The 20,960-nt window shown below is 66.2% G+C and carries 12 protein-coding genes; 1 reads left to right on the top strand and 11 read right to left on the bottom strand.

The genetic code is table 11. From position 1 onward, the window contains the following. Nucleotides 1–203: 203 nt before the first annotated feature. The 9 genes from FHY19_RS03440 to FHY19_RS03400 all read right to left on the bottom strand — a co-directional run bounded on the left by FHY19_RS03440 (nucleotide 204) and on the right by FHY19_RS03400 (nucleotide 17,659). Complete coding sequence (locus FHY19_RS03440) at nucleotides 204–1,628, bottom strand: 6-phospho-beta-glucosidase (protein WP_259161658.1); 1,425 nt, start codon at nucleotides 1,626–1,628, stop codon at nucleotides 204–206. Beyond that, nucleotides 1,625–2,566: a carbohydrate kinase family protein gene (locus FHY19_RS03435; protein ID WP_259161656.1), complete on the bottom strand. Its 942-nt coding sequence runs from the start codon at nucleotides 2,564–2,566 to the stop codon at nucleotides 1,625–1,627. The genes FHY19_RS03440 and FHY19_RS03435 overlap by 4 nt, the downstream gene beginning before the upstream one ends. Beyond that, a complete protein-coding gene (locus FHY19_RS03430; protein ID WP_259151993.1) occupies nucleotides 2,545–3,912 on the bottom strand; it encodes an APC family permease in 1,368 nt (455 codons plus the stop codon). Before FHY19_RS03430 ends, FHY19_RS03435 begins: the two co-directional genes overlap by 22 nt. After that, the gene (locus FHY19_RS03425) at nucleotides 3,906–5,819 is read right to left on the bottom strand and encodes a beta-galactosidase (protein WP_259161655.1); all 1,914 of its coding nucleotides are present in this window, start codon (nucleotides 5,817–5,819) and stop codon (nucleotides 3,906–3,908) included. The genes FHY19_RS03430 and FHY19_RS03425 overlap by 7 nt, the downstream gene beginning before the upstream one ends. A gap of 81 nt (nucleotides 5,820–5,900) precedes the next feature. Then, on the bottom strand, nucleotides 5,901–8,810 hold the full coding sequence (locus FHY19_RS03420) for a TonB-dependent receptor (RefSeq protein ID WP_259163915.1): 2,910 nt from the start codon (nucleotides 8,808–8,810) through the stop codon (nucleotides 5,901–5,903). A gap of 720 nt (nucleotides 8,811–9,530) precedes the next feature. After that, a complete protein-coding gene (locus tag FHY19_RS03415; protein ID WP_259161653.1) occupies nucleotides 9,531–12,191 on the bottom strand; it encodes a glycoside hydrolase family 3 protein in 2,661 nt (886 codons plus the stop codon). A 4-nt stretch (nucleotides 12,192–12,195) separates the two neighbouring features. After that, nucleotides 12,196–12,342 carry a hypothetical protein gene (locus FHY19_RS03410; protein ID WP_259161647.1) on the bottom strand — a complete coding sequence of 49 codons (147 nt, stop codon included), beginning with the start codon at nucleotides 12,340–12,342 and terminating at the stop codon, nucleotides 12,196–12,198. A gap of 178 nt (nucleotides 12,343–12,520) precedes the next feature. Beyond that, nucleotides 12,521–15,223, bottom strand: a complete 2,703-nt coding sequence (locus tag FHY19_RS03405) for a glycoside hydrolase family 2 protein (RefSeq protein ID WP_259161646.1) — start codon at nucleotides 15,221–15,223, stop codon at nucleotides 12,521–12,523. A gap of 21 nt (nucleotides 15,224–15,244) precedes the next feature. Continuing rightward, on the bottom strand, nucleotides 15,245–17,659 hold the full coding sequence (locus FHY19_RS03400) for a family 20 glycosylhydrolase (protein WP_259161645.1): 2,415 nt from the start codon (nucleotides 17,657–17,659) through the stop codon (nucleotides 15,245–15,247). On the opposite strand from FHY19_RS03400, the gene FHY19_RS03395 reads away from it, so the two are divergent. Continuing rightward, nucleotides 17,658–17,873 (top strand): hypothetical protein, encoded by a 216-nt coding sequence (locus FHY19_RS03395; protein WP_259151988.1) that lies wholly within the window; start codon nucleotides 17,658–17,660, stop codon nucleotides 17,871–17,873. The two genes, FHY19_RS03400 and FHY19_RS03395, sit on opposite strands and share 2 nt — an antisense overlap. Before the next feature lie 262 nt (nucleotides 17,874–18,135). Here the strand turns inward: FHY19_RS03395 and FHY19_RS03390 are convergent, their stop codons facing one another. Together FHY19_RS03390 and FHY19_RS03385 are read right to left on the bottom strand one after the other, a co-directional pair. Continuing rightward, nucleotides 18,136–19,209, bottom strand: coding sequence for a glycosyl hydrolase family 18 protein (locus FHY19_RS03390; RefSeq protein ID WP_259161636.1), 1,074 nt, complete (start codon nucleotides 19,207–19,209; stop codon nucleotides 18,136–18,138). Nucleotides 19,210–19,212: 3 nt separating this feature from the next. Next, a complete protein-coding gene (locus tag FHY19_RS03385) occupies nucleotides 19,213–20,895 on the bottom strand; it encodes an alpha-L-fucosidase (protein ID WP_259161627.1) in 1,683 nt (560 codons plus the stop codon). Between the last annotated feature and the right edge of the window lie 65 nt (nucleotides 20,896–20,960).

Here is a 20,960-nt window from a genome sequence, read left to right as displayed (position 1 = left end):
CGGCAGCCTGGGCGATGAGACCTATGCATGACCAATTCCTGATGACCATACAACGTGTGCGTCGAAACTGCATAGTGCGCTCGCACAATTTCGGGGGACGGGCGCTGCCGGATGCTTGCCAACGGAGGTGGCACGGCGGCTGCAGAAGCGGGCACTGCCGTTAGCGTGGTGCCGGCACGCCGACGGCCCGCGTGCCGGGTGCATCATCCAGCCGCATGCCCGCGCCAGTGCGCCGGCCCCGCGCAGTGGCCGTCGTCGTGCTCGTGCCCGAACAAGGCGTCCAGCAGGCGCTGCGACGGGCTCCACTCGCCGATCGCCGGGTGGATCAGCATGGCCTTGCAGGCGTCGCGATGGCTGCCGCTGAGCGCGGCCTCGATCGCGGCGTGTTCGTAGGCCTTGAACGCGCGCACCAGGCCATGCACCGCGTCCGGCAGGGGCGCGGCAGGAATCGGCACGACGCGGTCGCGGTCGATGTCTGCGGCGATTTCCACCACATCGTCGTCGGCCAGCTCGGCCATCGCGCCGCGGTTGCGCACGTTGACCACATGCCGCCCCGGGCGCGCGCCGGTCAGCGCGCTCATCACGTCCACCGCGATGCGGTGATAGCCGGTGCTGGCGCGGAACGGGTCCGGCTGCGGCGCCATGTCGGGTGCGAAGGCCGAGCCGGCTTCGGCCTCCAGCTTCATGTACGAGCCGGAGCGCTGCGCCAGGTAGGCGGCATAGGTCTGCACCGCGCCGGCGGTGTCGCCGGCCTGCAGGCGGCTGCCCAGGTCGCCGATCAGGCTGCGGTTGAGACGCTCGATCTCGCCACCGCGGCTGGCGCCGCTGGCGCGCTGGTTGTCCAGGGCGCGGCGCCGCTCGTAGAAGAAGTACAGGTACTCGGTGGGGATCAGCCGCAAGGCGCGCAGCATCTGGACATCGAACAGCGGCGCCAGATAGAGCTGACGCAGGATGGCGTCGTCGTCGAGGATGCGATCCATGATGTCCTGCCCGCGCAGGCGCACCGCACGGATCCAGCCCAGGTGGTTGAGGCCGACGTAATCGCATTCCACGTCGGATGCCGGCTCGCCGAGCGCGCGGGCGATGTTGTGGAACAGCTCCACCGGGGTGTCGCAGATGCCGACCACCCGCGCGCGGGTATGTGCGGTGATGGCCTGGGTGATCAGCCCGGCCGGATTGGTGAAGCTGACCAGCCACGCATCCGGACTCAGCCGCTCGATCATGCGCGCCTGCTCGATCGCCACCGGCACCGTGCGCAATGCCTTGGCCACGCCGCCGGGGCCGGTGGTCTCCTGGCCGGAATAGCCATGGCCGATGATGGTCTGCTCGTCGGAGGCGCGCTGGGCGATACCGCCGACGCGGATGCTGTTGAGCACGAAATGCGCGCCTTCGATCGCCGCTTCCAGCGAGGGCGCCGCATGCACCTGCAGGCTGCCGCCGGCCTCGGCCACGATGGCGCGGCCCATCGCCACCATCAATGCCAGGCGCTCCTGGTCGGGGTCGTACAGCACGATCTCGCGTGCGCCCAGCGCTTCGGCCGCTTCGTTGACGCCGTACACCACCAACGGCGTGCGCACGCCGCCGCCGCCGATCAGGGTCAGCTTGCGATTGTCGACAGAACTGCTCATGGAATGTCCTCAGGGGGGGAGAAAAGGGGAGGCAGGGAAGCCAGGCCGTCCAGCGCACCCAGCGCGCTGCAGCACGCCGCACCGCATCGGCAGCCCTGCCGGGCGGCAGCGTCCAGCGACAGCCCGTGCAGGCGCGCGGCGATGAAGCCGGCATCGAAGGCATCGCCGGCGCCGGTGCTGTCGCGCAGTTGCACCTGGGGCGCGGGAATCGAACGGCCGCCGGCGGTATCGACGACCATCGCGCCGGCAGCACCGTGTTTGACCACGACCTCGCGCAGGCCCTGCGCCTGCGCCCAGGCCACGCAGGCGTCGACGCTGTCGCCGCAGCCCATCAGCGCGGCTTCCTTCTGGTTGGGCAGGAACCAGGTCACCGCGCGACAGGTGGCGCGGTTGTCCGGGTCGGCGAGCCACTGCGGGCTGAAGCCGACATCCAGCGAAGTGCTGCAGCCGGCGCGCGCCAGCTGCGGCAGCAAGCTGCGCGCGACCGTGGCCGGCAGCGGCAGTGCGAAGTGCACATGCGTGGCCGCACACATTGCAGCGATGGCGTCGTCGCGCAGCAGCAACCCACCCAGGTCGGCATTGGCGCCGGCATAGGTAAAGAACGAACGGTCGTCCTGCAGCGAGACGCTGGTGGTCACGCCGGTGCCGACGGGCGAGTCGATCAGCCCGTCGGCCGAAACGCCGAAGTCGCCCAGGCGGTGCGCGAACAGCGCACGGTCCTGCGCACCGATCGCGCCGATCACGCGCACGTTGCAGCCCAGCTGCGCCAGCGCGCAGGCGGTGATGAGCGTGCCGCCGCCGAGTTCGCGCCGGTAGTGCTGCGCGAGCGCTTCTTCGCCAGGCGCCGGCCAGCGTGCGAAGCCGCTGAAGATGTGGTCCAGGTAGACCTCGCCGACTACCGCGATCTGCGCTGCGCTCATTGCAGCTGGAACGGCCATGCGCGCTCCCTCCGTGCCTGCAGCAGATACACCGCGCTACCCACGCACAGCGCCAGCACCGCGGCGAGCACGCGTCGCCCCGGGCTGGTCGCCAGCAGATAGATCCAGCCGAACACGCTGATCAGCAGCGGCCACGGATACAGCGGCATCGCAAACGCTCGCCTGCGCCGCTTGCGACGCAGCAGCACCACCGCCAGGCATTGCGCCAGAAACTGGAACAGGATCTGGATGATCATCAAGGTGGCGATCAGATCGTCCAGCGACAGCAGGCAGGCCAGCGTGGAAGTCGCGCCGACGAACAGCAGCGACACGGTGGGGAAGCCGCCGCGCGGATGCAGCCGCGCGAACACGCCGAAGAACTGCCCGGCCGCAGCGGCGGCGTACGGCACCCGCGAGTAGCCCAGCAGCACCACCAGCGCCGAGCCCCACGCGGCCAGCGCGATCAGCGCCACGGCCACCGTGGCGCCGGCCGGGCCGTAGATGGCCTGCATGAAGTCGGCCATCACCGCCTTGGAGTGCGCGGCCTGCTGCCACGGCAGCACCCCGAGCAGGGTGATGTTGAGGCCCAGGTACAGCAGCGCCACGATCGGGATCGAGAGCAGCACCGCGCGCGGAATCGTGCGCCGCGGCTTGCGGATTTCGCCGCCGAGCATGCACACGTTGTTGTAGCCGCCGTAGTCGTAGACCGCGATCAGCGCCACCGCACCGAAGCCCAGCCAGAACCCATGCGGCGAGGCGGGGCGCGCGTGCAAGAATGCGTTGGCGATGCGGGCATCGAAATGCAGCACGCCACTGCCGATGATCCACATGCAGGCGCCCAGGACCACCGCGCTGACCAGCAACGACAGCAACTGCACCGAGCGCACCTTGCGGTACAGCAGCAAGGTGTTGAACGCGCACAGCGCCATCGCGATCGCCGTGAGCCGGCTCTGGCTCAGTCCCGGCATCAGGAAAGCCAGGTATTGCGCGCAGCCCACCGCTGCCGAGCCAACCGACAGTGGCGCGGTCAACAGTGTCTGCCACAGGTATAGAAAACCGAACAGCCGCCCCCAGCGTTCGCGCCCGTAGGCCTCGCGCAGGTAGTGATACGGCCCGCCGGAGCGCGGAATCGCCGCGCCCAGTTCGGCCCACACCAATCCATCGCACACGCACAGCAGCGCGCCGGCGACCCAGCCCAGCAACACCGCCGGCCCGGCCAGCGCCGACAACGCCAACGGGATGGTGATGAACGGGCCGATGCCGATCATGTTGAGCAGGTTCGCCGACAGCGCGCTCCAGACTCCGAGCGTGCGCGGTGGCGCAGCGACGAGCGTGGCCGGTGAAGGTGCGATGGGGGCGCTCAACATGCGCAGCGCTCCGCATGCGCGAGCGATACGTCGTTGCTGCGTTTGACCGAGGCGGTCAGCCCGTCGGCACAGTGGATGGCGGCGGGCTGCAGTTGATGCAGATCCAGCACCAGCACCGCGTTGCGGCCGGGCCGCAACCAGGCGCCCGGGCAATGCAGGCAGCGCTGCGGGCCGATTTCCCAGTAGCGCCCGAGCAGCCTGCCGTTGATCCACAGATAGCCCTTGCGCCACTGACGCATGTCCACGTGGATGTCGCCGACCGTGTCCAGGGTGATTTCGGTTGCGAAGAACAGGCCAGGCCGGGTGGGGAGACCTTGCAAGGCCCGCAGCGTGGGCGGCGCATCGCCGTCCAGCGCCATGCCCTGCACCTGCCAGTCGCGCAGTTCCCTGCCATCGAGGTGCACCGGACCAAGCAGGCCTTTTGCATCGCCCAGCGCCGGGCCGAAGTTGATATGGCCGAAGCTGTCCACCAGCACCTCCAGCACTCGCTCGGTGGAGGTGACGTCCGGCAAGGTCAGCTGCGGATCGCTGTTGAGGCGTGCGTGCTGCATGCGCGAGACATGGCCGATCTCGCGACCGTCGAGTTGCACGCTCGCGTAGTCGTGCACTCGCCCCAGTTGCAGATGCGTACCGGCCGCGATGCGGCGCCGGTACACCACCAGACCCAGGTTCTGCCGGAGCAGGGTCTGGTTGTCGGTCGGGCGTGCGACCTGCAGCGGCCCGGTGCTGAGGTTGTCCCACAGCGCGGCGATCGGCTGCGCCATGACCGGCGCAAAACGCGCGCGCGGTGGCGGCGCCGGCAGCGCCGGCAGCGCGCTGCCGGTATGCGTCGCGATGATGTTTCGCAGCGTCAGGTACGCAGGCGTGGCGCGCCCGCCTTCGTCGATCGGGGCGCTGTAGTCGTAGCTGGTCAGCGCGGGCTGGAACTGCGAACCATCGTCTTCGGCATTGGCACCGGCGCTCAATCCGAAATTGCTGCCGCCGTGCACCACATAGAGATTGAACGAGCCACCGGCGGCCATCAGTTGCTGCAGCATCGGCGCGTAGTCGCGCTGCGCGAAGGCCTCTTCGCCCCAATGCGTCAACCAGCCAGGATAGCCTTCGGCCACCCACACCGGCGCATTGCCTGCGATCTGTTTTGCTTCCTGCAGTTCAGCGAGATCGGCGCCATCCAGTCCCAGCGCGGCACCGGGAAGATAGGCCTTGCGTCGGCGCAGATCCTTCATGCCTTCGGCCAACGAGAACGGGCCATCGATGCCGTGCGTGCGCCACAGTGCAGCCAAAGCCCGCAGGTAGCCCGCATCGGCGCCGTGCATGTTGTATTCGTTTTCGATCTGCAGCATCAGCACCGGGCCGCCGGCACTGGCCATCAGCGGTGCGATCCGCGGCGCCACCGCATCGATGTAGCGCTGCACCGCAGCCATGTAGCGCGCGTCGGTCCGGTCGCGCAGGCGCATGCCCGGCTCGCGCAGCAGGTACGGCGGCAGCCCGCCCAGCGTCCATTCCGCGCACACATAGGGACCGGGGCGCAGGTACACCCACATGCCTTCCTGCTGGCACAGCCGGATGAAGGCGACGAAGTCGCGCTCGCCGGTATCCAGATCGAACTGCCCCGGTTCGCGTTCCAGCGCATTCCACATCAGATACAACGCGATGGTATTCAGGCCCATCGCCTTGGCCATGCGGATGCGGTGCAGCCAATCGGCGCGCGCGATGCGCAGCGGATGCATTTCGCCGCTACGCAGCTGCCAGGGCTGCCCATCCAGGGTGAAGTGCCCCTGCGCGAATCCGAATGCATGCGCCTGCCCATCCGGTTGCGGTGCGTGCAGCGACGGCTGCGGCTGCGGCGATGCCGCCAGCCCGAACGGGGCGAGCAGGCCGAACGTGCACAAGGTCCTGCGCTTCATGGTGTCTCCAGCCAGGGGAAGGAACCAGCCGCGTTGCAACGCGCCGCGTGCTGGTGGTGCGCGGCGCTGCATGCCGGTGCGCTAGAAGGCGTACTTGACCGTCAGCAAGGCGGTGCTGCCGGCATCGACGATGTCGGAGATCGCCAGGTTGTTGCGGCCCACATGCGCCCAGTAGCTGTATTCCTTGGTCAGGTTGGAGATCGACAGGTCCATGCTCACGCCATTGTCGAAGCGGTAGCCGGTGTGCAGATCCACGCGCCGGGTCGGGCGTGCCCACAGGTCGTTCCAGGGCGCGCCTTCATGCAGGAAGTCGTAGCCCAGCAGGTACGAACTGCTGAAGTGGTAGCTCAGGTTCAACGAGAACCCGTTGTGCTCGTAGAACAACTCCAGGTTGGCCATCGCCGACGGCGCCGATTGCATGTGTTCGTTGTCGAAGCCAGCAAGGCCCAGGTCGGCGCGCGCATGCTGGCGGGTGGCGTTGGCACTGATGCCCAGGCCGTCGAAGGGCGCGGGCAGGTCCTGGAACTTCTGCCGCGCGCTGAGTTCCACACCGTAGATCTTGCCGTCGCCGCCATTGGTGGGCATGTGGTACAGCACCGTGCCGCTGCCGGTGGTGTTGCCGTTGGCCTGGGCCGAGCCGGCATCGTAGATGTAGTTGCGCAACTGCTTGTAGAAGCCCGCCAGCGAGAAGAAGCCGCCGCGCTCGGTGGACCACTCGCCGGACAGATCCAGGTTGGTCGATTCGATCGGCTTCAGGTCGGGGTTGCCTTGGGTGATCGTGGTGACGCCGTTGGAGATGCCGATCTGGCTGCCGCCGCCCAACTGCACGAATGCCGGGCGGGTGTAGCTGGTCCACAGCGAGGCGCGGTAGGCAGTGCGCAGGTCCGGCCGCCAGGTCAGGAACACGCTGGGCAGCGGCTCGTTGTAGGTGGTGCTGTTATGGGCGAAGTTGCCGACCACCTGGTTGCCGTCCGCATCCACCGGGGTCACCCAGAACGTGTTGTCGATGGCGGTATGCTCCAGGCGCACGCCCGGCACGATATCCAGGTTGCCGATGGTGAAGGTGGCGCTGGCATAGGCCGCGCTCACCGCCTCGGTGCCGCGCATGGTGTTGCAGTTGAAGTTGTTGACGTAGAACGCGCTGCCGCAGGTATCCAGATCGTCGTCGGTGAGGTGTTGCGCAATCACGCCGGCCACTGCCGCTTCGCTCACGCGCGGCGTGTTCCAGTCATATTTGCCGGGAAAGATCGATGCGTAGGTGCCGGTGAAGATGCCCAGATCGCCGAGCGTGGTGGTGCCATCCACGCCGCCGGTATACCAGTCGCGATTGCTGAAGCTGCGACGGCTCCTGCTGTACTTCACCCCGAACTGCAGCGAGCGCAGCGCGCCATCGGCAAAGTCGTAGCGGGTATCGAAACGCGCGCCGCCTTTCTTCTGGCCGGAATAGATCTTGGTCAGCTCGCCATAGCTGCTGGCATACAACGCCGGGATGTTGTTGACCTGCGCCTGCAGTGCAGGTGTGAGTTGCGGATACGGGAATGCACCGCCGCCGTAGCGCACCAAGGTGTTGCCGGAATAGGCGTAGTTGTCCTGGGTGAACTTGTCCTCTCGCCCGTCGATTTCGACATGGTCGGGGCGGTCGTTGTCGCCGAAGCTGTAGAACACGTTGGGCATGAAGGTCCAGCCACCCACAATCTTTTTTGCACCGATCTGAAAGGTGGCCAGGTCGGCGACCTCCGGATTGGTTTCGTACCAGAACCGCGCCGCGATGCGGCCGATATTCGGTGTGAAAGCGCCGGCTGTGCCGGTCGGCACATAGCTCACATCCTGCGGCAACAGCTGCACGAAGGTGGTGCCTTGATCGGTCTTGGCATAGGCGTAGGTCATGCGCGCATACAGCGACAGGCTGTCGTCCACATGCCAGTCGAACGAGGCATTGCCGCCGTAGCGACGCTCCCAGCCGGCAGCGATGCCGACGTTCATGCCGGTGCTGGTGAGGTTGTGTTGCGGATCCAAACCTGCCGCGTTTCCGCCTTCGGCATCGGTATTCAGATATTCCCACGACCCATCGTTGAGCGCGCTGGTGGCCGCGGCCACCTCGCTGTTGGTGGTGGTGCGGTAGTCGTAGTAGGCGCTGGCATACACGCCGAACTGTTGCGCCTCACCGAACTTGTGCTGGAATTCGCCGCCGAATCCACCGCCCAGGCCATCGCCGCCGTAATCACGCGCACGGCTTTCCAGCCGCCCGCTGCCGGTGACGCTACCGCTGGTGATGTCCTTGAAGTCGTAGGCGGTGGGTGTGCGGAAATCCAGCGTGCCGCCGATCGCATCGCCGTCCATGTCGGCGGTGGAGGTCTTGTTGGCGACGATGGTCTGCAGGCCGGTGGGCGGCAACAGGCTCAGTTGCACGCTGCGGCTGTACGGCATGCCTTGTGCCACGGTGACGCCGTCGATCATGTTGACGTTGTATTCGGACGGCAGCCCACGCACCGAGGCGAACATGCCTTCGCCGCGCGCTGCACCGTCGATGCCGCCGAAGTAGCCCGAGCCGGTGCTGGTGATGTTGATGCCGGCGATCAGGCCCAACGCTTCGGCCACGTTGTGCACGGCGGTGCGCTGCAGGTCGTTGGCCGACAGCACATCGACGGTGTTGGCCGCATTGATCTTGAGATCGCTGGCATCGTAGCGGTTGCGCACCACGCTGACCGCCTTGAGTTGCTTGACCTCGTCCAGTGCGACGTCCACCGCGGCAGTGCCGCTGCCATCAACCTGGATGCGGGTGTCTGCGGCGCCGAAGCCCGGGTAGTCCAGCGCCAGTGCGTACTGCCCGGCCGGCACGTCGCGGATGACGAAGTGCCCGCGCGCATCGGCCACCGCGCTGTATGCGGTGCCTGCGATGCGCACCTTTGCGTTGGCGGCCGGCTTGCCGCTGCCGCGCTCCTTGAGGGTTCCCTCTACCGTGCCGGCCACGGCGCAGGCCGCCGAGGTCATGCCGGTCACGGCCAGGATCGCCACGATCAATCGCTTGCGGGTCAAACGCTCATGCTTGTGCACATGCCACCTCGCCAGATGCTGGGCAACGTTGCCGATGGCAACGCCTTCCGATGCCTTGCTCTAGGGCAGACGCTCTGCACGGCGGTGTGCGCGCACGGCAACGCACGGCACGCAACGGAAGCGTGTGCGAAAGACCGAACGGGGTTGGCGCCGGAGCGTCTGCCAGCTGTTACAGCGGTGCAGGCGTCAGTGGCGTGGCGGCGAGTAGCCGGCGATGCACTTCGAGCGCGAGCGCATGGCGCTCAGTTTGTAGTGCTTGGTCATGACGGCTGCACCAGCGTGACAGCAGCGCAGCAGGCGTGCGTGCGATGCACTGCACGATCGGCAACACCCAGGCGCTGGTCGATACGACGATGCTGCATTCAACCATCTCCCGGTGCAGGTACTGCGTGGAAACGTTGTTGCCGTCAAGGTGAGTCGGTCGTCTCGCCGATGGCGCGTGGTGCCGACCTCGGTCAGTGATAGACCCCGTTTGAATGTCTGTCAAGCACGTGTGAAGTATGTGCGGACATCATCGTGGTGCTTGCAGATAGATCACCAATTGGCCATTGCGCAGACGCAATCCAGGCGTTCTGCGATGCGCTGCAACACGTGCATTGAGCAACAGGCGCCGGCCACGACAGCCGACGCCTGTTGTGCAGCAGGTGTGCGAACGCTTTACTTCGGCAACGGCGAACGTCCCGAAATCGAAAACGCTGCCGCTGCACCAACCACGCCGGTTCCCGGCTGACCACCGCCGACAAACAGCGTGTAGTCGCCCGCTTCCACCGCACGCTGTCCGGTACGGTCCACATCGCTCAGGGCGCGCGCATCCAGGGTGAAGTTTAGCGTGCGCTGTTCGCCCGGTTTCAGATGCACGCGCTGGAAGCCGACCAGGCTGCGCAAGGGGGATTGCGGCCGGTCCGGGTACTGCAGATACACCTGCGCCACTTCATCGCCGGCGCGGCTGCCGGTGTTGCGTACCGTGGTTGTCACCTGCAGCGTGCTGCCGGCTTGCAGCGTGGTGGTGGACAGGCGCGGTGCGTCGTAGGCGAAGCTGGTGTAGCTCAGCCCATAGCCGAACGGGAACAGCGGGTCGCCCTTGAAGTAGCGATAGGTACGGCCCTTCATGTCGTAGCTGACATACGGGGGCAGGTCCTTGGTGGAGCGGTAGAACGTGACCGGCAGACGCCCGCCGGGGTTGTCCTCGCCCGCCAGTGCGCGCGCGATCGCGGTGCCGCCGGACTGGCCCGGATACCACGCCGCCACGATGGCGTCGGCGTTGGCCTTGGCCCAGTTCAACGCCACCGCGCTGCCGCTCATCAACACCACCACCAGCGGCTTGCCGGAGGCCTTGGCGCGTTCCAGCAGGGCTTGTTGCGGGGCGGGCAGGGCGATGTCGTTGCGGTCGCCGCCATCGAAGCCGGGCACGTCGATGCGCAGTTCCTCGCCTTCCACATCCGGCGACAGGCCGACGAAGGCCACCACCGCATCGGACTGCGCCACTGCCTGTTCGGCTTCGGCCAGTTGTGCGGCGGCCGGTGCCAGCCATTCCAGGCGCAGGCCCTGGTCCTGGCCGCGATGTTCCATTTCCAGGCGGATCTTGCGCGGGCGGGTGTCGTCGAAATGCAGCACGGTTTCCACACTTCGGCCATCGGCGTTGTGCATGCCGGCCGGCACGTGCTTGTCTTCGGCATTGCCGGCAACCACCAGCTTGTCGTCGATATACAGCCGCACCGGGTCATGCCCGGTGCAGTCGAAGCAGCGCGCCACGCGCACCGCCAACGTGTAATCGCCCGCGCCCGGCGGCAGCAGTTCGCCGCTCCAGCGCACTGCGTAGCGATCGGCCGGTACGCCCTTGGCCGGGCTGACCTGATCCCAGTTGAAGCTGACGGTGCGGTCCTGGCGTACCACCGCCGGGCTGCCGGTCATGTCGACATTGTCGAAATATTCGCCACGCAATCCCGGCTTGCCGTCGCTGCGCAGGGCGGTTTCCGGAATCATGCCCGGCACGCCGGCGGCCAGCGGCGCGCCTTGCGCGTAGCGCACCTGCTGCGCACCGAAGTGCTGGCGCAGGCCGAGCAGCGGGGTGATCGGTGCGGAGGAGGTGCCCTGATAGTTGGCTTCCAGTGCGGCCAGGGCATCGGCATTGGGGCCGATCACCGCCAGCTTGATGCCGGCTTTCAACGGCAGGGTATCGGCGTTGTTCTTCAGCAGCACGATCGATTCGGCAGCGGCCTGCAACGCGAGTGCGCGGTTGGCGTTGTTGTCGATGTCCTTGGCGCCCAGGCGCGCATACGGGTCCTTGCGCGGTGCTGCGAGTTCGCCCAACCGATAGCGCGCGGCAAACAGGCGTACCAGCGATTGGTCGAGCAAGGCTTCGTCCACTTCGCCGCGCTCGATCGCTGTGTCGAGGTCGCGATAGGCATGCCCGCAATTGAGATCGTGACCGGCCTTGAGTGCGGCGGCCGACGAGCCTGCATTGTCCGGGCGGAAGTAGTGGAACTGGGTCATGTCGTCCACCGCATCGCAGTCGGACACCACAAAGCCCTTGAAGCCCCAGTCGCCACGTACGCGGCCATTGAGCAACCAGTCGGCCGCGCAGGCCGGTGTGCCATGCAGCGAGTTATACGCGCACATCACCGACCAGGCCTGTCCATCGACCAGCGCCGCGCGGAAGGCCGGCGTATAGGTCGCTTCCACATCGCGTGGCGACACATCCACATCGAAACCGTGCCGGCCCGGTTCCGGGCCGCTGTGCACGGCGATGTGCTTGGGCGTGGCGATAGTGCGCGGGTGATCGAGATCGTCGCCCTGCAGGCCGCGAATGAAGCCCACTGCCAATTGCCCGGTGAGGAAAGGATCCTCGCCGTAGGTTTCCATGCCACGGCCCCAGCGCGGATCGCGGAAGATGTTGATGTTGGGCGACCAGATGGTCAGGCCCGCGTAGCGTTTGTGGTCCTTGCCTGGGGCGCCGGCCAGATTGAACTTGGCGCGCGCCTCGGTGGACACCACCGTGCCCACCTGCTGCATCAGCGTCGTATTCCAGCTGGCGGCCAGGCCGATCGCCTGCGGAAACACCGTGGCGTAGCCATTGCGTGCGATCCCGTGCAGGCCCTCGCTCCACCATTCGTAGGCGGGGATGCCCAGGCGCGGAATCGCCGGCGCATCGTTCATCGCCTGGGCGACCTTTTCCTCGCGGCTCATCTGCGCCACCAGCGCGGCGGCGCGCTGTTCGGGCGTGCCGCTGCGGTCGGCAGGCGCGGCGAGGGCGATACAGGGCAGGCCAAGGCTCAGGCTCAGTGCCAGGGCAAGACGCGTGACAAACACGGATGACATCGATTCACTCCTGCGCAGCGGAAAGATCCGCCAGGCGTTGTTCTGGTGTTGCCGCAGCGGCTGCGGCTGCGGCGAGCTTGGGTTCCGGCGCGGCGGTGTCATGCGCGCCATTGGTGTAATGGTTGTTGCTGGTACTGCGGCGGCCCCTCATCCGCCCCTGCGGGGCACCTTCTCCCGCCAGCGGGAGAAGGACACCCAACGCGGGCGTGGTCATGCGTGTGAGGGGACGGCCATGCATGTGGGAAAGGGCACGCTTGAGCGGATACCGAGTCCTTCTCCCGCCTGGCGGGAGAAGGTGCCCGCAGGGCGGATGAGGGCCGTCCCGGAGCTCATTTCGTCGCCGCTGCCTCCGGCGGCTCCGGCGGAGCGCCGGCCAGCGTCGATCCCAAATCGCGTACCTGCAACGCAGACTGCACCTGCGCCATCGGCAGCTTGCTGGACACGTGCAGCGTCAGCGGTTCGCCCGGCAGCAGGTCGAAGGCGTTATCGGCCACCTTCACCTCCAGGTCGCCGAACGACAGCCACACCTCGCGCGCCAGCGTGTTGCTGGTCAGGGTCAGCGCATAGCCATCGCCATCGGCGCGCCATTGGCTGTCGACCTTCGCAGTTGGCAGTGCGAGCTGCTTGGCCGGTGCGAAGAACACCACTTCACGCGACAGCAGCGTGTCGCCCTCCAGCAACTCGAACACCGCATAGCTGCGCTTGGGGTCGGCCTTGCCCAGCAATTGCGCATCGCTGAAGTTGCCCACCTGCAGGCTGCTCAGCGGCTTGACCGTAGTCTTCTGCTCGCGCTTGCTCAGCACCTTGCCGTCCATGCTCATCACCCGCATGCGCCAGCGTGCATTCAAGGCGGTGGTGCGATCGGAGATCAGCGAGACCTGGGTCTGGCCCTTGTCGTTGCGCAATGCGGCGATCAGTTCCGGCGCATAGAAGCGGCGCGCATGGTACTGCAGTGCTTTCCAGCGGCCGTAGTAATCCACGCTGGACCACGACGCGCCCGGCCAGACATCGTTGAGCTGCCAGTACAGCGAGCCCATCGACTGCGGACGCGAGGCGCGCAGGTGCGAGGCGGCCAGGTTGATGCCTTCGGCCTGCATCAGCTGGCTCAGGTAGACGAAGCTTTCGAAATCCTTGGGCTCGCCGAATTCGCGGCGGATGTACAGCATCAGCCGCTTGTTGCCATTGCCCTTGTCGAACTTCTGGTGCGCGCGCATCACCGGCGATTCCGGATCCATGTCGGCCGCATCGGCAAACACGCGCACGGTGCGCATGTCCGGGAACGACTGCAGGCCGTACTCGGACATGAAGCGCGGGGTGACGTTGAGGTATTCGGTCACCGGCAGCGCGGGGCCGCCCCACACTTTCCAATAGTGCATATCGCCATCGTTGGTCTGGTCGGCACCGCCGTCGAAGTCGGTACCCGGCGAGGTGGCCCAGTACGGCACGTCGCTATCGTAGGTGGCCACCACTTCGCGGAACACGGTGCCGAACAGGGTGGTCATGCCGCGTTCGACGCGGGTGCGTTCTTCCGGGTCCAGCGATTGCTTGAACTTGACCCGGTCGCCCCAGTTTTCCCAGCCGGTCTGCACCTCGTTATTGCCGCACCACAACACGATGCTGGGGTGATCACGCAGGCGTTTGACCTGTTCGATCGCCTCCTGTCGCGTGTTCTCGCGGAACTCCACGTCATACGGAGGCACCGCGCCACCGAACATGAAATCCTGCCAGATCATGATGCCCAGCTCGTCGGCCACCTCGTAGAAGTGGTCGTCCTGGTAATGCCCGCCGCCCCACATGCGCAGCATGTTCATGTTGGCGTCGCGCGCATCCTGCAAGGTGCTGCGCATGCGCTCCTGGCTGACTCGCGAGGGGAACGCATCCAGCGGAATCAGGTTGGCGCCCTTGGCGAAGATCGGGATGCCGTTGATCACGATCTCCATGCTCTTGCCCCAGGTGTCCTTTTCGCGGCGCAGCTCCACCGAACGCAGGCCGGTGACGCGCTTGATCTGCTGGCTGTCGCCATCGGCGTCGCGTACGCTGGCCACGAAGGTGTAGCGGTCCTGCGCGCCGTAGCCGGCCGGGAACCAGCGTTTGGGCTTGGCGATGCGTACCGCCAGGTCGATGCGGTTCTTGCCCGGGTCGACCACCGCGTCCTGGGTGAACTGGCCGATTTTTTGCCCATCCGGGCCCAGCACATCCAGGGTCACCTGCACCGGCCCGCTGCGGCCGGCCTGCAGTTCCAGCTGCGCCTGCAATTGCGCAGCATCCGCGTCGACGCGTTGCTGGGCGATATGCAGGCCGTCCACGCGCAGCGCATCCCAGGCTTCCACGCGCACATCCTTCCAGATGCCGGCATTGACCATGCGCGGGCCCCAGTCCCAGCCGTAGCTATACGGCGCCTTGCGCACGTAGGTGGAGCTGTGGCGGCCATCGGGCTCATCGCCGAACGCCGAATCGTAGGCGCCCGGCAGCGCATACGGCTGCTTGGCCAGCCACGGCTGGATCTTCTTGATCGGCGAAAGGAACTTGATTTCCAGCACATTGTCGCCGCGCTTGAGCAGCGGCTTGGCGTCCACCCGCCACTGCCGGAACATGTTGTCGGCACTCAGCAGCGGCTTGCCGTTGAGGGTGACCTCGGCCAGTGTGTCCAGGCCATCGAACACCAGCTCCACGTGCTCGCGCTTGAGCGTGGCCGCATCCACGTTGAAGCGGGTCTGGTACTGCCAGTCGCTCAAGCCGGCCCACTGGATCTTGCCCTCGTTGTCGCGCAGGAACGGGTCGGGCACCACCTTGGCGGCGATCAGGTCGGTCTGCACCACGCCCGGCACCTGCGCCGGCATCCAGCTGGCGGCCTTGGGATAGGTCTTGGCCTGTTCCTGCCCCGGCACCAGACGCACCTGCCAGCCGCTGTCCAGGTTCACTGCCGTAGGCGGTGCCGCCCAGGCCTGCGAAAGTGCAAAGGTCAGGGCAAGCCCGAGACGGGCGGGTGTGAGCGGTGACAGTGCGGGGGCAGTGCGGTGCGGCAGGGGCATGGGTGAGTCTCCTTGGATGGGTCAGCGCGTGGCGGCGGGGGGCGCCTGCGCGGTGGTTTCAATCAGTTGGACGGCGCCGATGGCATACAACGGGCCGCGAATCGGCGCGGTGAAGCGCAGGCAGAGATCATGGATGCCGGTGCGTGCAGGCAGCGGGGTTTCCAGGGTGAACTGTTCGCCCAGGGTGTCGCTCCTGGGGAGTTGCACGCTGGCGATCAGTTCGCCGTCGCAGCCCTGGCGTACTTCCAGCTCGCCGCCGCGGGTCTTGGCCGGGTACTGCACCACCTTGGATTGCTCGTGCGCCAGACCGAAGTTGTTGGGCAGGCGCGCGGCCTCGATCCGGATCGCGCCGACGCCATCCAGTCGTGCCTGCGGATACAGCCGGCAGGCATGGAACAGATCGACGTTGTAGACCGGCGTCGCGGCGCCGGTCATTTCCGGCAGCAATGGCAGGCGCAGGCCGAGCGCGCCCTGTGCCACGCAATCGCGCAGGCCTTGCGTGTCCACGCGCAACAGCGAGGCGCGGTCGAAGGTGCGGCTGCGCGCTGCGGCCAGCGGTATGCCATCGGCGGTGAACGCGGTGGCCTTGACCGTGGTCGGCAGGCTGATCGTCAACGGCGCCTCATAGCGCGGCGATGCCGGGGTGGGGTCGCTGCCGTCGACGGTGTAATGCAGTGTGCCTGCGCCGGTCTGCGTGCCCAACGTCACCTTGGCCGGGCCGCCGGCAAGCACCGGGTTGGGGCCGTCTTCCAGGGCGATATCGGCGGCGAAGGCGCCGTCGCTGTAATCGATGCCCAGTGCCTTGTAGCGCTGCAGCTGTGCCGGCATGCGTGTCAGAAAACTGTCCCAGTTGCGTGCCGCCTGCGGTGACCAGGTCATTTCCGCCACTGCCGACAGGCGCGGGAACAGCGCGTGATCCACATGCCAGCGCGAGGGGATGTATTCGGACCACAACGCACCTTGTGCGCCCAGTACGTGCCTGGCCTGTTCGGCGCTGAGCTCGGCAGGCACCGGGTTGAACGCGTAGACCTTCGACAACGGCAACACCGTCAGGCGACCGTTGGGTTCGTCGCTGCGGGTGGTCTGCAGGTTGTCCAGATACAGCCAGTCGCCCGGCGCAAGCACCACATCGTGGCCTTGCTTGGCCGCAGTGACCGCACCCTCGACGCCGCGCCACGACATCACCGACGCACTCTGCGGCACGCCGCCTTCCAGAATTTCATCCCAGCCGATCATGCGCCGGCCGTGCTTGGTGAGGTAGGTCGCAAGCTGTTCGTTGAACCAGCCCTGCATCGCGTGCGCGTCCTTGACCCCGAGCTTGCGCATCTGCGCACGCACCGCGGGCGAGGCTTCCCATTGATCCTTGACTGCCTCATCGCCACCGATGTGGATATACGGCGACGGAAACAATGTCAGCACTTCATCCAGCACGTTGGTGATGAAGCTCAGGCTGCGCTCGCTGGTGTTGAACAGGTACGGGTTGACGCCCCAGTCCACGCCCACCTGGGTGCGCACGCCAGGCACGCCCACCTCTTCGGGGTAGGCGGCAACGGCTGCCTGCGCATGGCCGGGCATGTCCAGCTCGGGCAACACGGTAATGTGCAGGCGCGCCGCATATGCGACGATTTCGCTGATCTGCTCCTGCGTATAAAAACCACCGGAGCGCTCCGGCGTGCCGTGTCTGCCGGCACCCGGCGGTGTGCGCCAGGCACCGACCTCGGTGAGTTTGGGGTAACGCTTGATTTCGATGCGCCAGCCCTGGTCGTCGGTCAGATGCCAGTGCAGCACATTGAGCTTGTGCACGGCCATCGCGTCCAGCACATGCTTGACGGTGTCCACGTCGTGGAAATGGCGGGCCACGTCCAGATGCTGGCCGCGCCAGCCAAAGCGCGGCCAGTCGCGGATGCTCACACCGGGCACGGTCACGGCACCCTTGCGCGCATCCGAAGTCATCAATTGCCAGGCGCTGATTGCGCCATAGAACAGCCCGGCACCATCGCGCGCAGCGATGCGGATGCCTTTGGCAGTGACTTCCAGGCTGTAGCCTTCCTTCTGCGTCACCGCTGCCTGCGCGTCGCGTTCCAGGCGGATGCTGGCCGGAGAAGGGGTGGCCTCGGCACGCACTTCCAACGTCAGCCCGCGGGTGCGCTTGAGCAGGCCGGCCAGATACTCGGCACTGCGCCGCGCATCGGCGTCGCCTGCTTCTATCGAAATCACGGTGCCGGTGTCGATGGTGAAACGACCGGCCGCAGGCGTCGCCTCGACCGGTGCTGGAATCAGGGGGAATGGTGCATCGGCCGATGGTGCGGCCGCTGTGGCGCCTGCACGTGCCACAGCCGGTGCAGTGCCGGCTTCGCGTTTACCGCAGCCGGCCAGCATCAGCGCGACCAGCGACAACGCAAGCAGGCGCGACGGCAGCGCGCCTGCTGACAGCATGCCCAACGACGGCATGCGCAATGACAGCTTGTTCGATGCAGACGTGCTTGATAAGGGCGTACTTGATAAGGGTGTGCCCGATGGCGACGTGTCCAGCCACAGCACTCTCGACAATGGTGTGTGTGGAGTCCGGCTGGTGTTGACCATCATGCAATCACATCCCGATATGGCGGAGAGCGGGGCGCTGCGACAAGACACCGACGCAGCGGGGTAGGGCAGCCGCATCGTGCAGTGCCGCAAGCCAGCGATGCCTGGCCGCTGCGACGATGCGACTCACACATGTGGCGACAGTGGCTGCAGCCCCATTGCAGTGTACGAGTGGCGACCGATGATTTCGAGCGCATGCGCATCGCTTGCCGAATCGGGTGCACATGGCGATCTGCTCATGCATCGCGCAACGCACAGTACCAAAGCCGCCACACTTTACGCAGGGACTGGCGCACGCTTCAACGCGCTGCGCCAGTCGGGTGTGTGGGTCAGCGCTGCGCGACCGGCAATTCGTCCCACACCTTCGGATCTTCCGCACCCAGCACCCAGCAGCTGAACCCTTCCAGGCCGTATTGCTTGGCCATGTCGTAGCGTGCCTTGAAGCTGCGTGCGTCCGGGCGGAACACCCACTCGCGCATGTCGTCGCGGTAGAAGTAGAACCACGATTCCTGCTCCACCGGATCCCACTGCACGGTGGCGTTCTGTTCGATCGCCAGCGGGAAGGATTCGTCGGCATCGATGTAGGTTGCGGAGATGTTCGACGCTTCGGTGCCGTCTTCCTTGACCGGGTTGCCGGTGTACCAGCGGTAGCCGTAGGTGGCGATGCCGAGCGAGAGTTTTTCCTTAGGTACCTGGGTGATCGCGTAATCCAGGTGCTTCTTCATCCACACCATGCCATCCACCGGGCCGGGGGTGGTCCAGCGGGTGTGCTGGTCGTAGGTCATGATGCTGATCAGATCCGCAGCCTGGCCCAGCGCCTTCAGGTCGTACGCACCGCGCCAGTATTCCCACATCCACTTGGAGAACTGGCCGCCTTCGGCGTGACCCGGGGCGTTGGGCACCACCGCCACCGACATCTTGAAGCCGGCCTTGTGCAAGGCGTCGGCGGTCTGCTTGACCATCAAGGTGTAGGCATCGCGATCGGTCCAGGCGATGTTCTCGAAATCGAACTGGAAGCCGTAGTACTTGTGCTGCTTGCCGTGGATCAGCAGCGATTCGATCATGCGCTTCTTGGCCGCTTCGTCGTGCATCAGCTTGTGGAAGCCGTCGCGGCCGGTGGTCATCGACAGGATCGGCATCACCCGCAGGTTCTTCTGCCTGGCGATGTCGTACAGGTACATATTGGGCGTGCCGTTGACCAGGCCGTTCTGGTCGACGCCGTACCAGGTGGGCACCACCACATCGATCTTGTCGACGTTGGCAATGAACGAGTTGGTCGATTTCTGCGTGTTCATCAGATAGAACAACGCCGTGGGGCTCTTGGCCAGGGCCAGGGCCGGGGCGCAGGTCAGTGCCAGCGCAAGCAACATCCAGGTCAATCGCTTACTCATGAAAGACAACATCCGTCAGGGAGTGGGGGAAGAAAGGTCGATGCGGAACACATACGCGCTCTCGCCAACCGGCTTTACGGGAAGGCGCAGATGCAGGCCATCGGCGCGTTGTTCGAACGGGATCTTCTTGCCGTTTGCCAGCAGGGTCACGCCGCGCACGCCATCGGCGGCGTTGAGCGAGCGGATCACCGCCTCGCCATCGGTCGGCCAGCCGAGCTCGATCGCATACAGCGCGCCATCGCGGGTGGTGAAGCGAAAATCTTCGGCCGTATACGGCTTGGTCTTGACGTCCTGGAAGGTGCCGCCCACCACTTCGGTCGGGCCTTCGCCATACACGCGCCAGGGCTTGCTGTCGTAGATCGCGCCGCCGTTTGTCTTGAGCCACTTGCCGATCGCCAGCAGGATGCCGCGTTCGGTATCCGGGATCGAGCCATCCGCCCGCGGGCCGATGTTGAGCATCAGGTTGCCGTTCTTGGCCACCACGTCGGCCAGCATGTGGATGATGAAGGTCGGCGACTTGTAGGTGTCGTTTTCGATGTACCCCCACGAGGCATTGCTCACCGAGGTATCGGTCTGCCAATGCGTGGGATGGATGCCGGTGAGCTGGCCGCGTTCGATATCCAGCGTGCCGGCCCCTTCCGGAAACGCACCGAGCTTGTAGTTCACCACCACGCCGCGATCGGCTTCGGTGCGCGCCGCGCCCTGGTTGTAGTAGTACGCCAGCATGGTCGGCAGGCTGCGACGGAACGTGGGGTGGGCGATCCACCAGTCGAAATAGATCAGGTCCGGTTGATAGGTGTCGATCAACTCGGTGGTGCGTGCCAGCCAGTCGTCCAGCCAGGCCTGCGACACCGGCGTCCAGTCGTTGGCTACGTCGGCATCGTCCTTGCCCGGCAGGCGTACCTGCGCCGGGCCGTACAGCGCCGCATAGCGCGGGTCGTTGACGTCGGAATCGAATTTTCGCCCGCCGTCGAAGAACCAGTTGTGTTCGGCGCGGTGCGAGGACAGGCCGAAGTGCAGGCCTTGTGCGCGGATGGCGGTGGACAGCTCGCCCAGCAGGTCGCGCCTGGGCCCCATCTTCATCGCGGTCCAGTCCGACAACTTGGAGTCGTACAGCGCAAAGCCGTCGTGGTGTTCGGCCACCGGCACCACGTAGCGCGCGCCGGATTCGCGGAACAGCTTGGCCCAGCCATTCGGATCGAACTTGGGCGCGGTGAACTTGGGAATCAGGTCCTTGTAGCCGGAGCTCGCCTGTGGGCCATAGGTGGCCACGTGATGGGCGAACTCCTTGGAGCCTTGCAGATACATGTTGCGCGAATACCACTCGCTGCCGAACGCCGGCACCGAGAACACGCCCCAATGGATGAAGATGCCGAACTTGGCGTTGTCGTACCACGCCGGCGATTGATATGCCTTCAGCGCGGCCCAATCGGGGCGAAACGGGCCCTTGCGTGCGCCGGCTTCGGCTTCGCGCACTAGGCGATCGCGTTCTGGCGCGTACTTGGCGGTGGCGCTGAGCCACTGCTGGTCGATCTGTTCCGGGCTGAGCGTGGTGGCGGTCGGCGCGGTGGGCGATTGCGCGCTGAGCGTGGCGGCAGGCAACGCGAGCAGCAGACCGAGCGCGAGCATTCGCGTTCTGGGTACAGCTCCGGCGTGGCGGCGGGATGGAGCCGCAAACACGCGGCTATCGGTCGTCATGGGAACTGCACTCCTGTTGAGCAAGACGCGCCGGCGATGCTGCAACCGTGCGTGGATGGCAAAAG

It is taken from the genome of Xanthomonas sp. 4461 (genome assembly GCF_024806475.1).
In the GTDB taxonomy this organism is placed as follows: Bacteria; Pseudomonadota; Gammaproteobacteria; order Xanthomonadales; family Xanthomonadaceae; genus Xanthomonas; species Xanthomonas arboricola_F.
This window is presented reverse-complemented; position numbering and strand designations above follow the sequence as displayed.